Source organism: Peribacillus sp. YIM B13482 (assembly GCF_042787975.1).
GTDB lineage: Bacteria > Bacillota > Bacilli > Bacillales > DSM-1321 > Peribacillus > Peribacillus simplex_A.
In genome coordinates, this window is sequence record NZ_JBHZPF010000007.1 from 27629 (window position 1) to 53006 (window position 25378).

At 42.1% G+C, this 25378-nt stretch carries 21 protein-coding genes; 3 read left to right on the forward strand and 18 right to left on the reverse strand.

Translation table 11 applies throughout. The features are described from left to right. Positions 1 to 90: 90 nt before the first annotated feature. The 4 genes from ACFX4L_RS05900 to ACFX4L_RS05915 form a co-directional block, all read right to left on the reverse strand. Positions 91 to 1374, reverse strand: a complete 1284-nt coding sequence (locus ACFX4L_RS05900; RefSeq protein ID WP_061465734.1) for a UDP-N-acetylglucosamine 1-carboxyvinyltransferase — start codon at positions 1372 to 1374, stop codon at positions 91 to 93. Between the two features lie 207 nt (positions 1375 to 1581). Next, positions 1582 to 2232 carry a fructose-6-phosphate aldolase gene (gene fsa / locus ACFX4L_RS05905; RefSeq protein ID WP_089362031.1) on the reverse strand — a complete coding sequence of 217 codons (651 nt, stop codon included), beginning with the start codon at positions 2230 to 2232 and terminating at the stop codon, positions 1582 to 1584. Positions 2233 to 2412: 180 nt separating this feature from the next. Further along, positions 2413 to 3270 carry a class II fructose-bisphosphate aldolase gene (locus tag ACFX4L_RS05910; RefSeq protein ID WP_377404168.1) on the reverse strand — a complete coding sequence of 286 codons (858 nt, stop codon included), beginning with the start codon at positions 3268 to 3270 and terminating at the stop codon, positions 2413 to 2415. 248 nt (positions 3271 to 3518) lie between these two features. Next, complete coding sequence (locus tag ACFX4L_RS05915; RefSeq protein WP_061465740.1) at positions 3519 to 3890, reverse strand: response regulator; 372 nt, start codon at positions 3888 to 3890, stop codon at positions 3519 to 3521. Between the two features lie 298 nt (positions 3891 to 4188). On the opposite strand from ACFX4L_RS05915, the gene ACFX4L_RS05920 reads away from it, so the two are divergent. Beyond that, positions 4189 to 4719 (forward strand): DUF2529 domain-containing protein, encoded by a 531-nt coding sequence (locus ACFX4L_RS05920; protein ID WP_284469185.1) that lies wholly within the window; start codon positions 4189 to 4191, stop codon positions 4717 to 4719. Between the two features lie 51 nt (positions 4720 to 4770). On the opposite strand, the gene ACFX4L_RS05925 is transcribed toward ACFX4L_RS05920, so the two are convergent. From ACFX4L_RS05925 to ACFX4L_RS05970, 10 genes are all read right to left on the reverse strand, one after another. Next, the gene (locus tag ACFX4L_RS05925) at positions 4771 to 6378 is read right to left on the reverse strand and encodes a CTP synthase (RefSeq protein WP_061465744.1); all 1608 of its coding nucleotides are present in this window, start codon (positions 6376 to 6378) and stop codon (positions 4771 to 4773) included. Between the two features lie 411 nt (positions 6379 to 6789). Beyond that, positions 6790 to 7374 (reverse strand): DNA-directed RNA polymerase subunit delta, encoded by a 585-nt coding sequence (gene rpoE, locus ACFX4L_RS05930; RefSeq protein WP_284469184.1) that lies wholly within the window; start codon positions 7372 to 7374, stop codon positions 6790 to 6792. A gap of 214 nt (positions 7375 to 7588) precedes the next feature. Next, positions 7589 to 7750, reverse strand: a complete 162-nt coding sequence (locus tag ACFX4L_RS05935; protein WP_284469183.1) for a hypothetical protein — start codon at positions 7748 to 7750, stop codon at positions 7589 to 7591. A 139-nt stretch (positions 7751 to 7889) separates the two neighbouring features. Beyond that, the gene (gene icmF, locus ACFX4L_RS05940) at positions 7890 to 11156 is read right to left on the reverse strand and encodes a fused isobutyryl-CoA mutase/GTPase IcmF (protein WP_377404171.1); all 3267 of its coding nucleotides are present in this window, start codon (positions 11154 to 11156) and stop codon (positions 7890 to 7892) included. A gap of 30 nt (positions 11157 to 11186) precedes the next feature. Further along, entirely contained in the window at positions 11187 to 11819 is a 633-nt protein-coding gene (locus ACFX4L_RS05945) for a TetR/AcrR family transcriptional regulator (protein ID WP_061465749.1), read from the reverse strand. Positions 11820 to 11934: 115 nt separating this feature from the next. Next, complete coding sequence (locus tag ACFX4L_RS05950; protein WP_089362035.1) at positions 11935 to 13074, reverse strand: acyl-CoA dehydrogenase; 1140 nt, start codon at positions 13072 to 13074, stop codon at positions 11935 to 11937. A gap of 26 nt (positions 13075 to 13100) precedes the next feature. Next, the gene (locus tag ACFX4L_RS05955; protein ID WP_284469182.1) at positions 13101 to 14237 is read right to left on the reverse strand and encodes an acyl-CoA dehydrogenase; all 1137 of its coding nucleotides are present in this window, start codon (positions 14235 to 14237) and stop codon (positions 13101 to 13103) included. Positions 14238 to 14268: 31 nt separating this feature from the next. Further along, positions 14269 to 15126: a 3-hydroxybutyryl-CoA dehydrogenase gene (locus tag ACFX4L_RS05960; protein ID WP_061465754.1), complete on the reverse strand. Its 858-nt coding sequence runs from the start codon at positions 15124 to 15126 to the stop codon at positions 14269 to 14271. A gap of 31 nt (positions 15127 to 15157) precedes the next feature. Then, the gene (locus tag ACFX4L_RS05965) at positions 15158 to 16348 is read right to left on the reverse strand and encodes an acetyl-CoA C-acetyltransferase (RefSeq protein WP_377404174.1); all 1191 of its coding nucleotides are present in this window, start codon (positions 16346 to 16348) and stop codon (positions 15158 to 15160) included. A gap of 193 nt (positions 16349 to 16541) precedes the next feature. Beyond that, complete coding sequence (locus ACFX4L_RS05970) at positions 16542 to 18671, reverse strand: (Fe-S)-binding protein (protein WP_377382804.1); 2130 nt, start codon at positions 18669 to 18671, stop codon at positions 16542 to 16544. A 306-nt stretch (positions 18672 to 18977) separates the two neighbouring features. Between ACFX4L_RS05970 and cls the strand changes: the two genes are divergently transcribed. Together cls and uvsE are read left to right on the forward strand one after the other, a co-directional pair. After that, complete coding sequence (gene cls / locus ACFX4L_RS05975; RefSeq protein ID WP_377404177.1) at positions 18978 to 20180, forward strand: cardiolipin synthase; 1203 nt, start codon at positions 18978 to 18980, stop codon at positions 20178 to 20180. Positions 20181 to 20207: 27 nt separating this feature from the next. Beyond that, positions 20208 to 21161: a UV DNA damage repair endonuclease UvsE gene (gene uvsE / locus ACFX4L_RS05980; protein WP_377382703.1), complete on the forward strand. Its 954-nt coding sequence runs from the start codon at positions 20208 to 20210 to the stop codon at positions 21159 to 21161. 48 nt (positions 21162 to 21209) lie between these two features. Here uvsE and argS read toward each other — a convergent pair whose 3' ends face one another. The 4 genes from argS to speE all read right to left on the reverse strand — a co-directional run bounded on the left by argS (position 21210) and on the right by speE (position 25321). Beyond that, positions 21210 to 22880: an arginine--tRNA ligase gene (gene argS, locus ACFX4L_RS05985; RefSeq protein ID WP_377404180.1), complete on the reverse strand. Its 1671-nt coding sequence runs from the start codon at positions 22878 to 22880 to the stop codon at positions 21210 to 21212. A gap of 3 nt (positions 22881 to 22883) precedes the next feature. Continuing rightward, positions 22884 to 23324, reverse strand: a complete 441-nt coding sequence (locus tag ACFX4L_RS05990; protein WP_061465763.1) for a YwiB family protein — start codon at positions 23322 to 23324, stop codon at positions 22884 to 22886. Between the two features lie 277 nt (positions 23325 to 23601). After that, positions 23602 to 24480 (reverse strand): agmatinase, encoded by an 879-nt coding sequence (speB, locus tag ACFX4L_RS05995; RefSeq protein ID WP_061465765.1) that lies wholly within the window; start codon positions 24478 to 24480, stop codon positions 23602 to 23604. A 13-nt stretch (positions 24481 to 24493) separates the two neighbouring features. Continuing rightward, entirely contained in the window at positions 24494 to 25321 is an 828-nt protein-coding gene (gene speE / locus ACFX4L_RS06000; protein ID WP_061465766.1) for a spermidine synthase, read from the reverse strand. Between the last annotated feature and the right edge of the window lie 57 nt (positions 25322 to 25378).

Sequence of the window (25378 nt, forward strand, 5' to 3'; positions counted from 1 at the left end):
CCCCTCATGTACACTAGCATGATTTATTTATATATTAGTATAACACATTATATCATATATAGTAACACAATGGGGTAACAAGAAAAGGGATCAGCTTTTAAGCTGCTCCACCTCTTCTTGCGTCATTTCTTCACGCCAAATCGTTGCTCCCAAACCTGAAAGTTTTTCAACCAGATGGCTATATCCGCGATCTATATGTTCAAGCCCGGTCACTTCGGTAATCCCTTCAGCCATTAAACCGGCAATTACCAGAGCTGCTCCGGCACGTAAATCGCTTGCCTTCACTTTTGCTCCATGAAGCTGGACAGGACCATCAATGATGCCTGCTCTGCCCTCGACTTTGATCTTCGCATTCATGCGTCGCAGTTCATCAATATGCTTAAATCGTGCCCCGTATATCGTATCGGTCACCATGCTAGAACCGCTTGCTTTTGTTAAGAGTGAAGTGAAGGGCTGCTGAAGATCTGTTGGAAATCCGGGATAAACCAGCGTCTTGATATCAACGGACTTATATTTATCTCCTGGTGAGACAAAAATCTGATCATCACCGGCTTCAATATTAATTCCCATTTCCCTCATTTTGGCAGTCAATGACTCCAAATGCTGGGGGATGACATTATCGATCAAGATTCCTTCACCGACCGCAGCGGCTAAAATCATGAAAGTCCCGGCTTCAATCCGATCTGGTATGATCGTATGTTTGCACCCATGTAAACTTTCCACACCATCAATACGAATGATATCGGTTCCGGCACCCTTGATTTTCGCTCCCATGTTGGTCAACAATGTGGCAACATCGATGATTTCCGGTTCTTTCGCAGCATTTTCAATCACTGTGCGGCCTTTGGCCAAAACAGCGGCAAGCATAATATTGATCGTTGCCCCTACACTGACGACGTCCAAATAAATGCGTGCCCCCCGTAGCTCGTCCGCCCTAAGGTAAATGGCTCCTTGTTCATTCGTCACTTGTGCGCCTAGCGCTTCAAACCCCTTTATATGCTGATCTATTGGGCGAGGACCTAAATGGCAGCCTCCAGGCAAGCCAATCACTGCCTTTTTGAATTTACCAAGCATCGCCCCCATTAAATAATAGGAGGCACGTAACTTCTTAACTCTTCCATTGGGAAGAGGCATTGAAATCATTCTGCTGGGATTCACTGTCATTTCCCCATCATCAAAGGAAACCTCACCGCCAATTTCCTCCATTAACTCTTTCAGCATCTGTACATCCGAGATATCAGGCAGGCCTTCAATCGTTACAGGAGAGTCCGCCAAAATTGTTGCAGGGATAAGGGCAACCGCACTATTTTTTGCTCCGCTGACACGAATGCTTCCCTTTAAAGGATAGCCACCGGCAATTTTAAGTTTTTCCATAATAAACTCCCTTCCACGCTAAGCACTTAGATGCTACTTCCAAAAGTAATATTTTACCACAAGAAAATTGCATAATCCGACAACATTCACTATCTGTTCCTTAGTTTACACAAAATTATAAAATTCATGTAAAAAAAGCTAAAAATTTCTAATTTATGTTAATTTTATTTAAAACGGTGCAATCTATAGCGACTTAGCGGCAAGGCATTATGCTTCAGTACGAGAATTCCAATCCTTCAAGAAAGCTTCAATCCCTTTGTCCGTTAATGGGTGGTGGAATAGTTGCATTAAAACTTTATAAGGGATCGTTGCAATATGTGCCCCTTTAAGAGCCGCTTCAGTAATATGCATCGGGTGGCGGATAGAAGCTGCAATGATCTCAGCATTGATATCATGGATCGCAAATATGTCAGCAATATCCGAAATTAAATCCAAACCATTTTGGCCAATGTCATCCAAGCGTCCTAAAAATGGCGATACATAAGTTGCCCCAGCCCTAGCTGCCAATAATGCTTGGTTGGCACTGAAAATAAGGGTGACATTTGTTTTGACACCTTGTTTTGTAAGAGCTGCAACAGCCTTCAAACCGTCTGGAGTCATTGGTACCTTAATCGTGATATTAGGTGCAATTGCAACTAATTCCTTGGCTTCAGCCATCATTCCTTCAAAATCAAGCGCAATGACTTCTGCAGAAACGGATTCCTTAACAAGGCTTGTGATTTCTTTTAACCGTTCATGGAAAGAAACTCCCTTTTCTCTTGCAACAAGGGACGGGTTAGTCGTAACACCTGCTAAAACGCCAAGTTCGTGTGCTTGCTTTATTTCTTCCATGTTTGCTGTATCAATAAAGAATTTCATAAAATATCCTCCGTATGTAATCAATTTTTTTATCTGAATTCTAATTGTTCAAAAAATAGAGCTCGGATTCCAGTCTGCATCTAAAAGAAACCATTAGGGGGGTGCCCCCCCAAATGGAATTATCATCTATTTCATCTTCATCTTACATTTAAGGGATGAAACCCATATTGCTTTTGTTATTTATGCTTTACCGTTTGAACCGAATTCACGCATTTTGCCGATGACAGTTTCTTTAATCGCTTCACGGCCAGGTACCATGTATTTACGTGGATCGTATACTTCAGCATCGTTATTCAGAATTTCACGAACGGCTTTGGTAAACACAATTTGATTTTCCGTATTCACATTGATTTTTGATGTTCCAAGAGAAATCGCTTTTTGGATATCTTTCGTAGGAATGCCTGTACCACCATGAAGAACAAGAGGTTTGTTTGTTAAATCCCGTACTTCTTCCATTTCTTTATAGCCTAGGTTAGGTTCACCTTTGTATGGACCGTGAACGGATCCCAACGCAGGAGCAAAACAATCGACATTCGTTTCTTTAACTAACTGTTCACATTCTTGAGGATCTGCATATACGACTCCATCAGCGATCACATCATCTTCTTGTCCGCCAACTGTGCCCACTTCCGCTTCAACAGAAACATTACGTGCGTGAGCGAATTCGACAACCTTCTTGGTTGTTTCGATATTCTCTTCAATCGGGTGGTGTGAAGCATCGATCATTACTGAAGTGAATCCAGCTTCGATAGCCTCTTTACATTTATCAAAACTTGAACCATGGTCAAGGTGAATGGCCACAGGAACAGTGATTTTCATGTCTTCCAACAATCCTTGAACCATCATGACAGTCGTTTTAAAACCACCCATATGACGGGCAGCCCCTTCGGAAACACCAAGGATGACTGGAGATTTTTCGTGTTCTGCAGCAGCTAAAATGGCTTGAGTCCATTCCAGGTTATTGATATTGAATTGACCTACTGCATATTTTTCATCAAGAGCTTTATTCAGCATATCTTTCATAGAAACTAAAGGCATTTGATTTCCTCCTACTAGTGAATGTAATTATTTTAAAGTTAATTCTTTCTAGATATTCCCTAAAACCAAAGTAGCATACGCTTATAAATCAGAATATCTCGCTTCTTTTAGCATATCAATACATCAAAAAAACAGCAACAAATACACTATATCGTGCTTCAAATTTTATTCCAAAAAAAACAACGGCCCATCTTAAAAAAGATAGCCGCGGCAATTCCTTAGTCAAAAACATTAAATTTCCAAGACCATTAACTTGACTGTATCGGTAAATATTCACGAACGGCTTTTCTAATATCATCAATATCAAACGGCTTTGCAAAGTGGGTCATTGCACCTAAATCCTTCGCTTCTTGAATCATATCGAGTTCACCATATGCGGTCATGATTATGACCCGGATGTCCGGATCGACCACTTTCATCCTCTTCAATATCTCAATGCCATCCATTCCGGGAATCTTCATATCCAGTAATACAAGATCTGGTGAATGATTATTTAGCACTTCCAGGGCCTGAATGCCATTTGCGGCTTGAAATGTTTCATACCCTTCTTTATGTAAAACCTCGTTCAATAAAATACGAATCCCAAATTGATCATCAACTATTAATATTTTCCCTGACATTTAATCACCTCTCCCTTACCCGATTTATTTAATTAAATGTATTAGCCTAGTCGGCCATTACATAGGTTGCGTCAAATTACTTGTAGTCCAACGCATTTATTCCCCATTCATGATTTCTATGTTCATATTCGATAATTGTAACAAAATTCCTGCTCTATGGCTAAAAGGATTTTCAATTTTTTTGTTTTTTCGACCGATTTAGTTAATTTAGCCCTTTGGATCAGAAGCCCAGAAGCCTGTCAATGCAAGGGAAAGTCCTTTATAATAAAGATATAATTTTTTAAAGGAGTCCCTAATCATGTTAAAAATTTTCTCGACACAGATAAGCGGTTTATTTAAAAAAATGATTGAAAATGAAGCCTTTGAAATGGAGGATGCCGGCCGCCTGCTGGCTCAGGCGGCGATTGGGGATGGCTCAGTGTTCATTCACGGATTTGGTGAAATGCAGGGCGTCACGTCGGAGGCTTTGGATGGGGCAGAGCCTTTTCCTAAGGCAAAAAGATTTGAATTGGGAGAAACTATGTCCAGGGAAGATCGATTTCTTATATTCACTCGCCATTCAGATGATTTTGAAGCATTGATGCTGGCAAAACAACTAAAGGAAAATGATATACCATTTGTTGCAGTTTCTACATCCGTTCCTTCTAAAGAGGAGTCCCTTCTAGAGTTGGCAGACGTACATATAGACTTACGTATGCAACGAGGGTTGATCCCCGATGAAACTGGAAATCGATATGGGTACCCTACCCTCATTGCCGCTCTTTTCGCTTATTATGGGATTAAATTCACTCTTGAAGAAATCATAAAAGAATATGATGATGAAGAATGATAAATTATCTTAAACAAAAAAAAACAGCCACATGGGCTGTTTTTTTATTTATTAAAGTTTTTTGCTGCTCTTTAAAGACATACCGACAAAGTCACGGAATAGCGGCTGTGGACGGTTAGGGCGTGACGTGAATTCCGGATGGAATTGGGAAGCCACAAACCAAGGATGATCTTTCAATTCAACGATTTCAACCAGACGGCCATCTGGGCTTGTACCTGAGAAGACGAATCCTGCCTCTTCCATAGCCTGACGGTAGTGGTTATTGAACTCATAACGGTGACGGTGACGTTCATAAACAACCTCATCATTATATGCTTCGTATGCTTTAGTTCCTTCGATAAGCTTACATGGATACAGACCAAGACGCAGTGTTCCGCCCAAATCTTCTACATCCTTTTGCTCAGGAAGAAGATCGATGATTGGATCTGGAGTATCTTCCTTAATTTCAGCTGAATGCGCTTCTGGCAATCCTAGGACGTTGCGTGCATATTCAATGGATGCCAACTGCATGCCTAAACAGATTCCGAAGAACGGTGTTTTTGTCGTACGGGCAAACTCGGTCGCTGCAATTTTCCCTTCGATTCCACGATCTCCAAAGCCACCAGGGACAAGGATTCCATCTGCATCTTTAAGAAGTTCAGCAACATTTTCTTTTGTTACATCTTCAGAATTCACCCAGTCGATTTCAACATCTGCATCAAATGCGTAACCTGCATGCTTAAGTGCTTCCACAACAGAAAGATAAGCATCTTGCAATTCAACATATTTTCCGACTAGAGCGATTTTCGTTTTCTTTGATAAAGAAGTTACCTTTTTGACAAGTTCCTTCCAATCTTCCATATCCGCTTCGCCACAGTCCAATTTCAAGTGATCACAAACGATTTGGTCCATATTTTGTGCTTGAAGCGCAAGAGGGATGGAGTAAAGTGTATCCGCATCAAGACATTCGATGACAGAATTTTTATCGATATCGCAGAATAAAGCGATTTTATCCTTCATATCTTGTGAAATTGGGCTTTCTGTACGTGCAACGATGATATTCGGCTGAATGCCAAGACTGCGTAATTCTTTTACACTATGCTGTGTCGGTTTTGTTTTCATTTCACCAGCAGCTTTGATGTAAGGGACCAGTGTACAGTGGATATACATAACATTATTGATCCCGATATCACTTTTAATTTGGCGAATCGCTTCAAGGAACGGAAGAGACTCGATATCCCCTACAGTACCACCAATTTCAGTAATGACTATATCGGCATTCGTTTCATTACCTGAACGGAAAACCCGTTCTTTAATTTCATTCGTGATATGGGGAATGACTTGAACTGTTCCACCTAAATAATCACCACGGCGTTCTTTTCTCAGGACGGTTGAATAAATTTTACCTGTAGTCACATTGCTGTGTTTACCAAGGTTGATATCAATAAAACGCTCATAATGCCCAAGATCCAAATCCGTTTCAGCACCATCATCTGTTACAAACACTTCACCATGTTGATATGGACTCATCGTACCAGGATCCAAGTTGATATAAGGGTCAAACTTCTGGATCGTAACATTCAATCCCCTATTTTTTAAAAGTCTACCTAAAGAAGCTGCAGTTATCCCTTTTCCTAAGGAAGAAACTACTCCACCTGTCACAAAAATATATTTTGTCATCTTATATCCTCCTATAGATTGTTTTCTTCGAATGCCGTTCTTCATATCATTTAATCAGAACCTGCATCAAATCTTCCGCCACACAGGCGGTTAAAGCTATAACCATAAAATCTGTACAAACCATTAATCACTTAAAGGTTTTTAGTGAGAGTCATGCAGGATACATGAACAAGAATAAATTTCCTTAAATGACAGTTAACATAAATATGTTCTCTATAGTTTTTACAATTCTAAGAGAAATCATTTTTAAAAATAAAAAAATGATGTCATTTATTCATTCCATCATTAAAAACAAAAACGCTCCGCTTACAATAAAAGTAAGGGAGCGATATAATTTAATCATTGTGTCCTTTTTTAAGGAGCCCAAAAATGATTCTACAAATTTCGCCTCAAAAAGTCAAGGGCGATTATTTATTTGTCATTCTCTTCTTTCAACTCTTCTTCGTCTTCATCTTCGTCCTCATCATCTTCCAGGACAAATGCTTCATCTTCAATTATTTCTTCTTCCAGATCATCATCATCATCCACGTCATCATCCAAAAGCACTTCGTCAATAACTGGAGAACCTAGAATATCATCATCATCGTCGTCATCTTCATCCTCATCCAGATCATCGACATCTTCTTCAAAGTCAAGATCTTCGTCTTCAAGTTCATCGAAATCGTCGATAACGACAGCAGCCTTTTTCGTTTTCTTTTTCTTTTTAGGTTTTACAACATGCACGACTTCTTCTTCGATTTGGTCAACTGGATACCATGTTTTCAATCCCCAGCGGTTGTCCCCAAGTGAAGTGAAGCGGCCATCCACATTTAAATCCGTATAGAATTGTGCAATTTTCTTTGCCACTTCCGCTTTAGATAAATGGTGCAGCGATGCTAATTCGCTTATTAAGTCTTTAAATGGAATCGGTTCATTTCTTTCCACCAACAAATCATATGCCATCTCTATTAAGGACATTTCCAATAATTGCTCTTTTGAGTGTTCTTTTAAACTCAAATTCCGCACTTCCCTTCTCTATTCAAACACTGAATTCCGTGTTTTTTCACATAAAAAAATAATCTAAAACAGTATTTCGATAAAATAACGACAATTCCTGCTAGACATATACTCCATTATAAACAATCTAAATGGGTTTATGCTAGTTCTATCTGATACTTTCACAGATTTACCTAAATGTCTATCTTTCACCGGAACCCTTAAGCAGAAAAAATCATGCACTTTCTTTTTTCGATTTCTGACGAAAGGCTGCCGTAAAAAATACAACAGTCAGGATAAAAAAAGAGATGGCACCCAATTGATGCTCATACAATTCAATTAAAATAACGATGGCAAGAATGTAACCTATGATTTTCCCAATCATTTTCAGGTTCATTTTCTCAACTCCAATAGGGCTGATTCTTCATTTATGCCCCTTTTCCAAATAATTATAAGGTAAAATCTTCATTTTGTTAAAAAAGACGGAAATTATTTAAAAAAGGGGCCCCTAAAAATCGGTGCCCCCCCTTCTTGCTCTACATATTTCTTCGATACTGACCGCCTACATCATATAGCGCCCTGGTTATCTGGCCAAGACTGGCCACTCTCACACAGTTCATCAGTTCAGCAAAGATATTTTCCCCATTCATGGCTGCCAATTTCAGTTTAGTTAGCGCCTCATCCGTGAACTCCTTATTCCTTTCCTGGAATGCCCGGAGATTTATGATTTGCCCTTCCTTTTCTTCCTTTGTTGCACGGGCAATTTCCATGCTGTTCACAGCTTCCTCGGAAGGAGGATTGGGGTTCAAATACGTATTGACCCCAATGATCGGCAATTCACCCGTATGCTTTTTCATTTCGTAATGCATGGATTCATCCTGGATTTTCCCGCGCTGATACTGTGTCTCCATAGCACCCAACACCCCGCCTCGATCATTGATCCGATCGAACTCTTGCAGTACAGCTTCTTCAACCAGATCCGTCAATTCCTCTACGATAAAGGCACCTTGCATCGGGTTTTCATTTTTTGAGAGCCCATGCTCCTTTGTAATGATCATTTGTATGGCCATTGCCCGGCGTACGGATTCTTCAGTAGGCGTCGTGATAGCTTCATCGTACGCATTAGTATGCAGCGAGTTACAGTTGTCCTGTAGTGCCATTAAAGCCTGTAGTGTCGTTCTAATATCATTAAAATCAATTTCTTGCGCATGAAGGGAGCGCCCTGAAGTCTGTATGTGGTATTTCAGCTTCTGGCTACGGTCATTCGCACCATATTTATCCCGCATGACTGTCGCCCAAATCCTTCTTGCCACCCTCCCGATAACCGTATATTCCGGGTCAAGCCCATTTGAGAAGAAGAATGACAAATTCGGGGCAAAGTCATCAATATTCATTCCGCGACTTAAATAATATTCGATGTAAGTAAAGCCATTCGCTAATGTAAAAGCCAGCTGTGAAATGGGATTGGCACCCGCTTCAGCAATGTGATAGCCAGAAATGGATACAGAGTAGTAGTTCCTGACTTTCCGATCAATGAAATATGCTTGGATATCTCCCATTAACCTTAAGGCAAATTCCGTAGAGAAGATGCAAGTATTCTGGCCTTGGTCCTCCTTCAGAATATCCGCTTGAACGGTTCCGCGTACCGTTTGAAGAGTATAAGCCTGCACTTCTTCTGCTTCGGCATCCGTAAGGGGGCGGCCTAGCTCTTCTTCTTTCCGTTGAATCTGCTGATCGACTGCCGTATTCATGTACATGGCCAAAATGATCGGTGCCGGTCCATTGATGGTCATGGATACAGAGGTTGAGGGGTGGCAAAGGTCAAAGCCTGCATAAAGCTTTTTCATGTCATCCAACGTACAGATACTGACTCCACTTTCCCCTACCTTTCCATAGATATCAGGCCGATGATCAGGATCCTCGCCATATAAAGTTACAGAATCGAAAGCCGTACTTAGCCGTTTAGCATTATCATCCTTTGACAAATAATGAAAACGCCTGTTGGTCCGGTCGGGCGATCCTTCACCGGCAAACTGCCGCTTCGGGTCTTCCCCTTCACGCTTGAATGGAAAGACTCCCGCTGTGTAAGGAAAGAAGCCGGGAACGTTCTCACGGAATACCCATCCTAAGATTTCTCCATAATCAACATATTTAGGCAATGATACTCTCGGAATCATTAAACCTGATAAACTTTTAGTTTTCAGCTTTGTGACGATTTCCTTATCCCTGACTCTCGTTACAAACTGCTCCCCTGCATACTTTTCTTTTAAATCCATCCATCCTGAAAGGATTTTTTTAGATTCAGGTGATAGATTTGAAGCGGTTTCCTTTTTCAAATTCTCTAAAGAAGCCACAATGCCTTCGTTACCATCATTTTCCTTAACTGTTTCAATAGCTCCTTCAAGCTGGAAAAGCCTGCGGGCAATACGTACTTGTTCAGTCGCGCGTTTATGATACGATCTGACCGTATCACTGATTTCACGTAAATAATAACGGCGATCGGTTGGAATGATGACATTTTGCTTATAGACATCCGCTTCTTTCGAAAAGGCAGTAATCCAACCCGTCCCTGATTTTTCATTAAGCTTTTCAATCAGTGCTGCGAATAATGCATTTGTTCCTGGGTCATTGAATTGGGAAGCTATTGTACCGTATACCGGCATTTCCGATGGATCTTGATCAAAAAGCGTACGGCTTCTTTGATATTGTTTTTGAACTTGGTTTTTTGCATCCTCGGAGCCTTTACGCTCATATTTATTAATGACTATCAAGTCTGCGTAATCAATCATATCGATTTTTTCGAGTTGTGAAGGCGCACCGAATTCACTCGTCATTACATACATGGATACATCGCATATTTCGGCAATTTCTGCATCTCCCTGACCAATTCCGCTCGTTTCAACGATGATTAGGTCGAATCCAGCTGCCTTCACGACTGAAATGGCATCTTTTATCGCCAAAGACAACTCACTTTTTGAATGACGCGTGGCTAAGCTCCTCATATAAACTCGCTCTGAAAAAATCGCATTCATTCTAATCCTGTCACCTAACAGGGCACCGCCTGTTTTTTGTTTGGTCGGGTCGACAGATAGAATGGCGACTTTCTCGTCTGGAATTTCGTTAATGAACCTCCGTATCAATTCATCAGTCAACGAACTTTTTCCAGCGCCGCCCGTCCCTGTAATCCCAAGAACAGGAACCTTCTTTTCGGAAGTCTTGATCTGCTCAAAAAGACTCTCCACCGCTGCTGCAGATTCCTTTGAAGCGTCGAGTCTATTTTCAGCAAAGGTAATAAATTGGGCAATGGCATTTGTTCCCCCTGCAATCAATTCATCAAAGCGTTCCTGTAAAGATGGTTTGACAGTCGAGAAATCACACTCCTCCATCAATACATTTATCATGCCTTGAAGCCCATATTCCCGCCCTTCATCAGGAGAAAAGATGCGGGCAATCCCATAATCATGGAGTTCTTTAATTTCCTTCGGGATGATGACACCGCCACCTCCGGCAAAAATCCGAATGTGCTCGGCTCCCTTTTCTTTCAGCAGGTCATACATATATTTAAAATATTCCACATGACCGCCTTGATAAGATGACATGGCTATTCCCTGAACATCTTCCTGAATGGCAGCATTCACGATCTCCTCCACCGAACGATTATGTCCTAAGTGAATTACTTCCGCCCCGCTGGACTGAAGGATTCTCCTCATTATATTGATAGATGCATCATGTCCATCAAATAAACTCGAAGCTGTAACGAATCTGATATGGTTCTTCGGGTTATACACCTCAACTGTACTCATTTAGCTCCTCCTTATTGAAACGTTTTTATATCAGAGACTTTTCTGAAGCGATACATTTTGAATCAATAATTGCGTCTGCAGTTCAACATACTCTTGAAGCGTGTAATTTTTATGCAAAGCCCATCTTCTGAAACTCCACATCTGTCCCTGAACAAAAATGTTATGTGAAACAAGGCTTATTTGTTTTTCCGTCAACAATAGCTCCCCATTCTCAACACACTTCGTTATGACCTTTTCGAACATGCCCACCATCCGAATTTCTTTGTTCAGAACATAAGGTAAAGCATCTTTCGTCAGAGCTTTCACTTCCTGATACATGACCAGCACTTCGTCCTGCATTTCATCCATCACTTTATAAAAGTAAGCGATCGTCAGCTTCAAACTTTCAAGTGTCCCATCACTCTGTTCTATTTCTTTTTGAAGCTTTTCCTGGACTTCATCGTAGATAAAGTCACAGACGAGATATAATATATCTTCCTTGGTCCGGATATACTCGTATAACGTGCCAATACTGAAGCCAGCGGCTTTGGCAATTTCCCTGGTAGTCGTTCGATGAAATCCCTTTTCCTTAAAAAGGGTCACCGCCCCTTTAATCATTTGTGTACGCCTTTTTTCAACCAGCCGCTCATCCTTTACCGATGCAAGAACTTCTCTTTTTTCCATTTTCAAACCCCTTTTTTGAATCCCTTCAATTAATTACCAAAGACATACTTCCGAAGAAATTGAAAAGGGTATTCCGGTAAGGACGATGCCTCATCGGAAAACCTCGATTTCAATACTATTTAGTAATCATCCTTGAGATGACCAGCTTTTGAATTTCCTGTGTACCTTCGTAGATCTGGGTTATTTTCGCATCACGCATATACCGCTCCACTGGGTAATCTTTTGTATAACCATAACCACCGAAAACCTGCACGGCTTCCGTCGTCACTTTCATTGCTGTATCTCCAGCAAAGAGTTTGGACATGGCCGACTCTTTTCCATAAGGAAGGCCCACTGATTCCAACCAGGCAGCCTGATAGGTTAATAGCCTTGAAGCTTCAACACCCGTTGCCATATCCGCCAATTTAAAACCGATTCCTTGCTGTGCAGAAATTGGCTTGCCGAATTGTACGCGCTCTTTTGCATAGTCAACTGCGGCATCCAGTGCACCTTGGGCTATGCCTACAGCTTGTGCTGCAATTCCATTACGGCCCCCATCAAGCGTCATCATCGCAATTTTAAAGCCTTCTCCTTCTTTTCCAAGAAGGTTTTCTTTAGGAACTCGGCACTCATCAAAGATGATTTCCGTGGTCGGTGATGAACGGATTCCCAGCTTCTTCTCTTTTTTACCAACACTAAAACCCGGGAAGTCCTTTTCAATGATAAAGGCACTCGTTCCTTTTTGTTTCGATTCAGGATCTGTCAATGCAAAGACGACATATGTATCAGCAATCCCGCCGTTCGTAATGAAGATTTTCGAACCGCTGATAATATATTCATCACCTACAAGCTTTGCAGACGTTCTCATACCGCCTGCGTCTGAGCCTGAGCTAGGTTCAGTAAGGCCGTATGCACCGATTTTTTCCCCCAGTGCCATCGGGCGAAGGTATTTTTGTTTTTGCTCTTCAGAACCAAATTTATATATTGGCCACCCTGCAAGCGAAGTATGGGCTGATAGAGTCACTCCAGTAGAAGCGCAAACGCGGGAAAGTTCCTCAATCGCTATGCAATACGCTAAGTAATCGCTTCCAATTCCGCCGTATTCCTCTGGCCACGGAATCCCTGTCAGTCCAAGTTCAGCCATTTTATCGAAAATCTCTCGGTCAAATCGTTCTTCTTCATCCCTCTCAGCAGCTGTCGGAGCCACTTCATTCTGGGCAAAGTTGCGTACCATCTTCCTAATCATTTCATGTTCTTCCGTTAGTTTAAATTGCATGACCATGTCCCCCGTCTTTTTCGTATTTATAGACTCTTACTGATGACCATTCTCTGTATTTCACTCGTTCCCTCATAAATTTCGGTTACCTTTGCATCCCTGAAATAGCGCTCGACCGGATATTCTGTTGTATACCCGTAGCCTCCGAACACTTGGACTGCTTCTATCGTCACATCGACAGCCGTCCTCGAAGCAAATAGCTTAGCCATGGCCGCTTCTTTACCGCACTTCAATCCACTTGAGCGTAAATACGCCGCCCGATAGACCAGTAGCCTTGATGCTTCTATGCCTGTTGCCATTTCGGACAGTTTGAAACCGATCCCCTGTTGTGCTGCAATGGGTTTGCCAAATTGAACCCTGTCTTTTGCATATTGGACAGCATGTTCCATGGCGCCTTCTGCAATTCCCAGAGCTTGAGAAGCAATGCCAATCCTTCCAGCATCCAAGTTGGCCATTGCAATTTTAAAGCCTTCACCTTCTTTGCCTAAGAGATTGGCAGCAGGCACTTTCATATCCTCGAACGTCACCTGTACGGTGCTCGAACCATGAAGGCCCATTTTACGTTCATCTTTACCGATGATTAAGCCTGGCGTCCCTTTTTCTACGATAAAAGCAGAGATTCCCTTGCTTCCCTTCTGAGGATCGGTTGAAGCAAAAACAATAAACACATCCGCTTCCCCGCCGTTGGTGATAAAAACCTTGGACCCATTTATTCGATATTTTCCGTCTTCCTTTACCGCTACTGCCTTGGATTTCAAGCTCGCGGCATCTGAACCCGAGCTTTGCTCAGTTAAGCAAAAGGCTCCCAGATATTCACCAGCGGCTAACTTAGGCACATATTTTTGCTTCTGCTCTTCCGTTCCAAAATAAACGATTGGATTTGTGCCAACAGAAGTATGAACGGACAGTATGACACCAAGAGTTGGACTTACTTTGGAAATCTCATTGATGGCGATGATATACGACATGAAATCCATACCTGCGCCACCGTATTTTTCTGGAATGGGGATTCCCATCAAACCAAGCCCACCCATTTTTTGCAGGATCGTTTTTGGAAACACTCCCCTTTCCATTGTCTCGATATGAGGTGTAATCTCATTTTCTGCAAAATTGCTTACCATCTTCCGCATCATTTCCTGTTCTTCGGTAAACTTGAAATCCATTCCTTCACTCCTCCCTAGCTGCAAATGCTTTCTATGATTGGTTATATTCATAAAATCCACGTCCTGCTTTCTTGCCTAGCCACCCTGCTTTCACATATTTCCTTAACAGCGGACACGGTCGGTATTTATCGTCTCCCAGCCCCTGGTGAAGGGTTTCCATTATGTATAAGCATGTATCGAGCCCAATGAAGTCAGCTAGCGTAAGCGGGCCCATGGGATGGTTCATTCCCAACTTCATTACATCGTCAATCGCCTCTTTAGTAGCGACGCCCTCATAAAGTGTATAGATGGCCTCATTGATCATCGGCATCAAAATCCGATTCGCTACAAAACCTGGAAAATCATTGACTTCCACCGGTACCTTGTTCAAGGTTTCAGCCATCTTTTCAACCTCTTTATAAACTTCATCCGATGTAGCAAGGCCACGGATGATCTCAACCAGCTTCATGACTGGAACGGGGTTCATAAAATGCATGCCAATTACCTTTTCCGGCCTATTCGTGGCAGCGGCTATCTCAGTAATCGGAAGCGAAGAAGTATTGGATGCAAGAATGACCTGCTGCGGCGTGATTTCATCCAGCTCGGCGAATATTTTTGTTTTTATTTCCATATTTTCCACTGCCGCTTCAATCACTAAATCAACGGCAGCTGCATTTTTTAAATCCGTCGATGATGTCAAACGGGAAAGGATCGCATCTTTTTCCCCGGGCCCCATTTTCCCTTTTTCTACTTGACGGGAAAGATTCTTGGTAATTGTCCCTAGTCCCTTTTCTACATATTCTTCTTTTAAATCGTGTAAAAGTACTTCATAACCGCTCATTGCACAAACCTGGGCAATGCCAGATCCCATCTGTCCCGCACCAATGACCATCACTTTTTGAATGCTCATGAAAACCCCTCCTCACTTATCTATGAAACTATCATCCTTGTTTTGGCACTTCGATTAAAATGGCATCTCCCTGCCCGCCTCCACTACAGATCGCTGCGATGCCCAATCCTCCTCCGCGGCGTTTCAATTCATGCATCAGCGTAATGATGATGCGAGCACCACTTGCCCCGATTGGGTGACCTAATGCTACAGCACCGCCGTTAACATTCACTTTTCCAGGCTCGATGTTGGCAATTTTTCCACTGGCGAGTGCAACCGCTGCAAATGCTTCGTTCACTTCAAATAAATCAATATCCTCTATCGATTTACCTGTCTTCTTCAGGATTTCATTTATGACCAAACCTGGCGTTTTAGGGAAGTCCTTTGCTTCCACTGCCACTTCTGCATGAGCCACAATATAGGCAAAAGGCGTTTTCCCTTCTTTTTCCGCACGTTCCTCACTCATCAATACGAGTGCTCCTGCCCCATCATTGACGCCAGGTGCATTACCTGCCGTAATGGTTCCCTCATTATTAAAAGCTGGACCTAATTTAGCTAACTTCCCGGCAGATGTATCTTTTCTTGGGCCTTCATCATGTTCGATGGTAATTGGTTCGCCTTTTCGCACCGGCACCTGTACGGCAATGATTTCTTCTGCAAGAATACCGCCATCGATTGCTTTTATCGCTTTTTGATGACTCTCGTAAGCCCAGCTATCCTGTTCCTCACGGGTGATTTCAAGATCTTCGGCAGTACTGTTTCCGTAAGTGCCCATATGAACGCCTGTAAAGCTGCAACTAAGTCCATCCGAAATCATGGTATCCTTAAGTTGTGCATCTCCCATCCTTAGGCCCCACCTTGCTTTTGGAAGAATATAAGGCGTATTGCTCATCGATTCCATTCCTCCGGCAACAATGATTTCTTCTTCACCTAAGCGAATGATCTGATCAGCCAATGTAACACTGCGAAGTCCTGATGCACATACTTTATTAATGGTTTCCGTTTTCACTTCCCAAGGCATTCCAGCATGACGTGCTGCCTGTCGTGACGGTATTTGACCTTGGCCCGCTTGAAGTACATTCCCCATGATGACCTCGCCTACTTGCCCGCCATCAACCCCTGCCCGATCAAGTGCCTCTTTAATTGCTATTCCACCAAGCTGAGATGCTGTCAAACTGCTGAGGCCGCCGCCAAATTTACCAAAAGGTGTTCTCACACCACTAATAATCACTGTTTTTGCCATCATTATTTCCCCCTTCAATAACATTGATTGAACGCTCGCTCAATATGAAGTTAAAAAAAATCGTTTTGTAAGCGCTTAATATCATCTTACATAATTTTTACAAAAATTAAAATATTTAGTTTGTAAATATTTAAAAATTGCCTGCTTCCATTTGACTCATTCCATATAGAAGAAGCAGGCATTCCGTTTTAAATTAAGATGCAATCGATTTATTTTCACCAATGACCGCTTTTTCGAGCAGTTCAGCTACATCATACGTTTTAACATTTTCCTCAACTTCTTTTGCTTTCGTCCCATCAGATAGCATGGTCAGGCAATAAGGACATCCGGAACTGATCACTGTTGGACTGACGGCGAGTGCTTGTTCAGTACGTGCCACATTGATGCGGTTTCCTGTTTCCTCTTCCATCCACATCAAACCGCCTCCAGCTCCACAGCACATCCCTTTTTCACGGTTACGCTCCATCTCAATAAGTTTCACACCGTCAATGGATTGTAAAATTTCACGCGGCGGGCTATATACTTCATTGTACCTTCCCAAATAACAGGAATCGTGGAATGTAATCGTTTCATTCACTGGATACTGAGGCACCAATCTGCCTTCACTTACAAGTTTGGCTAACAATTCAGTATGGTGATACACTTCAGCTTCCAAGCCAAAATCCGGATACTCATTCTTAAAAATATTGTATGCATGCGGATCGATCGTTACGATTTTCTTGATTTCATTCTTCTGGAATTCTTCTATATTCTTCATGGCAAGCTCTTGAAAAACAAACTCATTTCCCAATCGACGAGGAGTATCCCCTGAGTTTTTCTCCTTATTTCCAAGGATTGCAAATTTGACGCCCGCCTCATTCAATAATTTTGCAAAGGAAAGGGCAATCTTCTGGCTTCGGTTATCGTATGATCCCATTGAACCTACCCAGAATAAATATTCGAATTCCTCGTCTGCCTTTTGTAATTCCTTCACGGTAGGAACGCTGACATCTTCCCGAAGGCTTCTCCAATCTTCTCTCTCTTTACGGTTAAGCCCCCACGGGTTTCCTTGACGTTCGATATTTGTCATGGCACGTTGTGCATCTGGATCCAGCCTACCCTCTGTCAATACCAGATAACGGCGCATATCGATGATTTTGTCGACATGTTCATTCATTACCGGGCATTGATCTTCACAGTTCCGGCAAGTCGTACATGCCCAAAGTTCTTCTTCCGTAATGACTTCGCCAATCAGGCTCGGACTGTATGCTTCGGTCGCTGCAGCTGATTCCTGCGCCCCCTTTGCGGCACTCGCTAGAGCTATCTTATTTCCCTCCGTATTCCCAAAAACAAAAGATGGCACCCATGGCTGCTTCGTTGTAACAGCAGCGCCTGTATTTGTTAAATGGTCACGCATCTTGATGATGATATCCATCGGTGACAGCATTTTACCGGTACCAGTAGCAGGGCACATATTCGTACAACGCCCGCACTCCACACAGGCATAGAGGTCCACCATTTGATATTGCGTCAAGTCTTCGATATATTTGGCGCCGTAATATTGATTGCCTTCTTTGTCGAAAACTTCTTCTTCCAAATCAACCGGCTTCAATTTTCCCGGATTGTCCAGGCGATTGAGGAATACATTTATCGGACCGGCAATCAAGTGGGCATGCTTAGATTGCGGGATATAAACAAGGAACGATAATATGATCAGTAAATGCAGCCACCAAGCTACATAAAAAACAACTGTTGCCGCTGCTGTTCCCATCCAGCCAAAAAGGAAAGCAATGCTTGATGCGACTGGCTCTGACCAAGTTGCATCGTGTTCATGCCAGATCATTCCCATTCCATTCCCCAGTAACACGGTAATCATGATTCCAGTAATGAAGATGACAACCAATCCTGCTTTGAGATCCCTTTTCAAGCGAACGAGCTTCTCGACATAACGACGGTATGCCGCCCATAGGATTGCGACAAGAACGGTAAGCGTCACAATTTCCTGGAAGAAAGTAAAGGCCGGATAAACAGGGCCAAACGGTAAATGCCATCCCGGTCTTAAGCCTTTAATGAAGAAGTCCAGTGCCCCAAATTGCACTAAGATGAAACCATAAAATAACATGGCATGTATGATTCCGCTTTTCTTATCTTTAAAGAGCTTCTTCTGTCCAAATACATAAACCCCTATTTTCACAAGACGATCTTTCACACGGTTATCGAATTCCACTTTTTTGCCAAGTTTTATATAAGCTATACGAGTCCTTACCAAATAGATAAATAAACCCGCGGCGTAAGCGGTTACAATCAGGAATGCAGTTAAGTTGATCCACAGCAAGCCATTCATTTCCATGCAGTCTTTCCCCCTTTTTGTAAATTGTAAAATGCCAAAAGGCAGCCATTTAAATAAAATAGAAAATTTGGCATTTTTCTGAAATTTAATTAACTCCATTATATAATGAATGAGCATTCAGTCAACTTTTTTCTTCTAAAAACATATTTGATTTTTCTACACCTTATTGTATAGTTCGACAATTCCGTTAATTTCCCTTTTGTATTCTAAAAAAAATTGAGGTTCCTCTCCCCGCTTTTTAATGGTTACTAACAGGGAATTTGAGCCAAACTAAATGAAATCATTTAGGGGGGATTTTTTTTGAAGATTATCACTACGATTGCCTCTATATTTTTATTGATCTTCACTTGGTGCTGGGTTGATCTTAAGTTAGGGCATAAGCGTTATATGAAGCAGGCAACCAACATTAAATCCCCGCCTCGGAACAGTGACATGACTATATTCACATCAGGAAAAATCCTGTTTGATGATTTTATGAAAGAAGTCAAGCGAGCCCAGCATTCCATCCATATCCTTTTTTATATTGTGAAAAATGATAAATTCAGCAAGGATTTTTTGAAGTTACTGCAATCAAAAGCGGAAGAGGGCGTGGAAGTGCGACTTTTAGTAGATTGGGTTGGAAGTAAAAAGATTTCCCGCAAAACCATTCAGGAGCTAACTAAAAGCGGGGTTCATTTTTCTTTTAGCTTTAAACCGAAACTTCCTTTCCTTTTCTATACAATACAAAAAAGAAATCACCGAAAAATTACTGTGATAGACGGCAAAATCGGCTATCTTGGGGGCTTTAATATCGGTAAGGAGTATATTAACCAAGGGGAAAAGCTCAACCCTTGGAGGGATTATCATTTGAAAATGACCGGGGAGGGGGTAAGGGACCTGCAGGAAGTCTTCCTCTCGGATTGGTTCTATGATACAAACGAGGATCACAGGGGAACACCTGCCTATTTCCCGACATTGACTCCCGGGTCGCAGGTACATCAGGTTTTTGTCACGAATGGAAGTGATCTTGAACAGTCCTTAGCACGCATGATTCAGCAAGCCAATAATAAAATCATCATCGGGACTCCATACTTCATTCCCAGTGAAACTCTATTTCAAGAATTAAGGGAGGCCCTTGCACGCAATGTTTCCGTAACGGTCATCGTACCTGAAAAATCAGACCATGCCCTTGTCAAAGAAGCATCCTTTCCCTACTTCCGGGTACTATTAAAAGATGGGGCTGAAATCATGCAATTCCAAAGAGGGTTCTACCATTCTAAAGTGATACTTATTGATGATACAATCTGTGATATCGGTACGGCTAATTTTGATAAACGCAGCCTTTTTTTAAATAGTGAAATTAATTGTCTGGTATTTGACCGGGCATTTATAGCAGATGCAGAAAAGGAATTGGCGGTGGACCTAGCTGAATCCAAGCCATTAAGCAGTGACGCGCTTTCCTCCATGAATGTTGTCCGATCAGCAAAAGAATCGCTGGCCTCCGTCCTTTCTCCTTTTCTTTGAAATCCCGCTGTTCAAGGAGAAAATATAATGAAAATAAGATTTGGATTTGTATCCAACGCAACCTGTTTATGGGAAGCTTCTCCAGCTAAGACACTTACTTTCAAGCGATATAGCACACTTGGCCCGGAAAAAGGGATGGAAAAACTGCTGAGTGTGACTAGGCAGAACATTGAAAATACCTTAAGGGTCCTTCAATATAACACGGCCCACCAAATAGAAATATACCGGATGTCCAGTTCAATTGTTCCTTTAGCCACGCATCCCGAAATAGAATGGGATTTCGTCACTCCTTTTAGAAGAGAGTGGAAACAGCTTGGAGATTGGGTTTCTGAACATAAGATGAGGATTAGCTTCCATCCCAATCAGTTTACGCTGTTTACCAGCCCTAAACCCGAGATTACACAAAATGCCGTAAAAGATATGGAGTTCCATTATAAAATGCTTGATGCAATGGGCATTGCAGACTCTTCTTTTATCAATATCCATGTCGGCGGAGCCTATGGTGACAAAGATTCCGCCATAGTAAGGGTTCATGACAATCTTAAATCGCTTCCTATCCACGTCAAGGAAAGAATGACCTTGGAGAATGATGATAAAACCTATACAGCATCAGAAACCCTGAGGGTATGTAAGAAGGAAGGCATTCCACTTGTCTTTGATTACCACCACCATCTCGCAAACCTTTCAACTGAGCCTCTTAACGAGCTGCTCACCGAGGTGTTCACCACTTGGAGTCAGGCAGGGGCGGTACCAAAGATTCATATTTCATCCCCGAAATCGGCAGGTGAATTTCGCTCGCATGCTGATTATATCGATTTGGAATTCATCATGCCCCTTTTTAAAGTGCTTAAGGGACTTGGACAAGACGTGGATTTCATGATTGAAGCCAAGATGAAGGACCGGGCGATGTTGCAGCTGATTGAAGATATAGCTAAGGTACGTGGTGTAAAAAGGGTATGCGGCGGTGCCATCGAGTGTTAATCAAATTAAAAAAAGCGTCTGTTTCGTTAGAAACAGACGCTTTTTCCTTTACATTTTTTCCGGCGCCGAAACCCCGATTATAGCTAATGCATTCTTTAAAGTAATTTGGACGGATTTGACCAGTCCTAGACGTGCCTTACTTCTTTCCATCTTTTCAACATCCAAAACCTTATCGGCATTGTAAAAACTGTGGAATGTAGAAGCCAAGTCGAATATATAATTCGTCATGCGGTGAGGCATACGTTTTTCGGCAGCTTCCGCTATTGCCTGCGGGAACTCACCTAATTTCTTCAGAAGCTCCACTTCTTTTTCAGTAGAAAGGGCCGAGAAATCAGTGACCCCTTCATAGCTGATCCCTTGTTCCACACCTTGGCGTAAAATGCTGGAAATACGGGCGTGAGCATATTGCGCATAATAAACCGGATTATCATTGGATTGTGATACCGCAAGATCCAAATCGAAGTCCATATGAGTATCCGCACTTCTCATTGCAAAGAAATAACGTGTTGCATCCAGACCCACTTCATCAATAAGATCACGCATCGTGACGGCTTTACCGGTACGCTTACTCATCTTCATTTTCTCGCCGTCTTTATACAGGTGAACAAGCTGGATGATTTCTACTTCAAGCTGCTCGCGTTTGTACCCTAATGCTTCGATCGCTGCTTTCATACGCGGTATATAGCCGTGGTGGTCCGCACCCCAGATATTGATCAACGTTTCAAAGCCGCGCTCCAGTTTATTACGGTGATAGGCAATATCCGGTGTCAGATATGTGTAGGACCCATCCTGTTTAATAAGCACGCGGTCTTTATCATCGCCTAATTCTGTAGAGCGGAACCATGTAGCCCCATCTTCCTCGTAGACATGGCCTCTTTCCCTCAACACTTTGAGTGCTTCATCAATCTTACCGTCTTGATATAGGGAAGTTTCGGAGTACCATACATCAAATCCGACACGGAAATTCCCCAAGTCTGTTTTCAGTTTTTCCATTTCATATTTCAAGCCGTACTCTCGGAAAAATTCAAAACGCTCTTTTTCATCTGCATTTACATATTTATCCCCATATTCACTGGCAAGCGTTTTACCGATGCCAATGATATCTTCGCCATGATAACCACCCTCAGGCATATCCTTTTCGAGGCCAAGTGCTTGGAAATAACGTGCTTCGATGGAAAAGGCCAAATTATTGATTTGGTTTCCTGCATCATTGATGTAATATTCACGTGAAACATCATAACCTGCTTTAGACAGGATATTACATAACGTATCACCCACTGCTGCACCGCGGGCATGGCCGAGATGGAGATCACCGGTCGGATTCGCTGAAACGAACTCCACTTGGACTTTTTCGCCTTTTCCAAAGTCACTTTCCCCATATGCTCCATCCACTTTCAAAATAACTGGAATCAATTCTGTCAAATAAGAATTATTCATGTAGAAATTTATGAATCCTGGACCAGCAATTTCAATTTTTTCGATGGATGCTTTTGAATTGTCAAAGTTTTCGATGATTGCTTCCGCTATCATTTTTGGTGCTTTCTTTGCAATCTTCGTTAATTGCATGGCCATATTCGTGGAATAATCTCCGTGTGTTTTATCTCTTGGAAGTTCCAATACAACGTTTGGAATCTGCTCTTCCGTTGCTAAACCAGCTTTAATGACTGCCGCTTTAATTTCTTCTTTCAGTTTTTCCTGTACCTCTTTTACTATATTCATGTGCTATGCTTCCTCCTTATAGGAAATCGTCATCTCATATTGACCGGGTTCGCTTCCCTGCATATGTAACGTATATTTAAGGACAAGTTTCCCTTGTTTGGACTGCTCATCCCATTGATGATGAATTTTTTTCGCGGTCGTCCGTAACCCTAACCTGCCGTATATACTTTCATAATGTCCATTTGTCGCTTCCTGCAAGCGGAAAAGCTGCCTCATTTTAATGGCACCATTTCTAAGCAGGATCGTTTCATCCGTTTTGTGCTTGATGGTCGTTTGTGTTTGACCGGCTTCATTTTCCTCTTTATATTGCAAATATAAGTCTGAACCTTTATACATTTTTGTACCAAAAGTGACCAGCTCATACGTTTCCGTTTCTGAGCCGTGCTTGATTTTTGTTTGTAAAGTCACTTTAATAGTATGCTTATCTATATCATGAAGAGTCAAAGCTACACTTCCTTCATCATGTCGTTCTTAACTTTATAAGTATAAATATTCTTCAAGGAAGTTTCAACTTGGAGCGGGAAAATAAAGTGTAAATCCAATAAAGTGAGGATAAACTTGCGAAATCATATTGTAGCAATTCATTTGATTTTAACGCAAGAATGACTCATTGGGGTGGAATTATTAAAAAAGAGTCCATCAGGTGTAAAATTCTTTTCCGGATTGGATGAAAAAAAGACCATCCCCGCTAAAAAACAGGAACAGTCAAGTCTTCCATCCATTAACCTTTTTGTACCCAACCTAAAAGCATTTCGCGAATCAGCTTGCTCGCCGTGTTCGCCGTTTGCTCGGATGGATCATAAATCGGTGCCACTTCAACTAAATCGCAGCCGACTACATTAATTTCAGAACGGGCTATCTCATGAATCGAAGCTAAAAGCTCTTTTGAAGTGATGCCCCCACAATCTACGGTGCCTGTTCCTGGCGCATGTGCAGGATCTAGAACATCGATGTCGATCGTCACATATACAGGACGACCTGCCAACTGCGGCAGTACTTCTTTCAGAGGTTCAAGAACTTCAAATTTAGAGATGTGCATGCCGTTTTCTTTTGCCCATTGGAATTCTTCCTTCAAACCGGAACGAATGCCGAAAGAGTATACATTTTTCGGACCGATAAGTTCCGCAGATTTACGGATGATGGACGCATGGGAAAGCGGCTCGCCCTCATAGTCCTCACGTAAGTCTGTATGGGCATCCATATGGATGATGGCCATATCGGGATACTTTTTGTACATGGCTTTAATGACAGGCCATGTGACAAGGTGTTCCCCTCCCATCCCCATTGGGAACTTACCTGCATCCAACACGCTGTCGACAAATTTTTCAATCATATCGATGCTGCGCTGCGGATTACCGAATGGTAATGGAATATCCCCTGCATCAAAGAATTTAACTTCCTCTAATTCACGATCTAAATACGGGCTGTACTCTTCCAAACCAATCGAAACTTCACGAATCCGGGTAGGGCCAAAGCGAGAGCCCGGACGGAAACTTACCGTCCAGTCCATCGGCATACCGTATAGCACAGCTTCAGATTCCTCAAAAACGGGATGGCTTTTAATGAATACATTGCCTGAATAGGCTTCATCGAATTTCATTGTCATGCCCCCCTTATTTCACTAAGTCTTGAACGAATTTAGGCAGGACGAAAGCTGCTTTATGAAGTTCTTTTGTATAATATTTCGTTTCGATTTCATGGAAACGGTCTTCTGTCACTTCTAATGGATTATATTTTTTTGATCCGATGGTGAACGCCCAAAGGCCGCTTGGATACGTCGGGATATTCGCTAAATAAAGGCTAGTGATTGGGAATATTTCTTTCACATCACGTTGTACATCACGAATTAAGTCTGCCTTAAACCAAGGATTATCTGATTGTGCCACAAAAATCCCATCTTCTTTCAAAGCTTTGGAAATCCCGGCATAAAAACCTTTAGTGAATAAATTGACAGCAGGTCCAACAGGTTCAGTCGAGTCGACCATGATCACGTCATATTCATTTTCACTTTTGGCGATGTGCATGAAGCCATCCCCCACTTGTACGTCTACACGCGGATCTTCAAGCATGCCTGCTATTTCAGGCAAGAATATCTTTGAGTATTCGATAACTTTCCCATCGATATCAACCAATGTAGCTTTTTTTACGCTTGGGTGTTTAAGGATTTCACGGATAACTCCTCCGTCCCCTCCTCCTACAACCAAAACGTTTTCTGGATTAGGATGAGTAAATAAAGGAACATGGGCTACCATCTCATGGTAAACGAATTCATCGCGCTGTGAAGTCATTACCATGTCATCCAACAATAGCATATTGCCCCACTCTTCCGTTTCAATCATATCCAGCTTTTGAAACTCAGTTTGCTCCGTATGTAAAGTACGATTCACTTTCATCGTAATACCAAAATTCTCTGTTTGTTTTTCAGTAAACCAAATGCTCATTTATTAACGCTCCTTTTCCATTTCATATTGTCAGTCACCTAATAGGTTCCCCAAAAT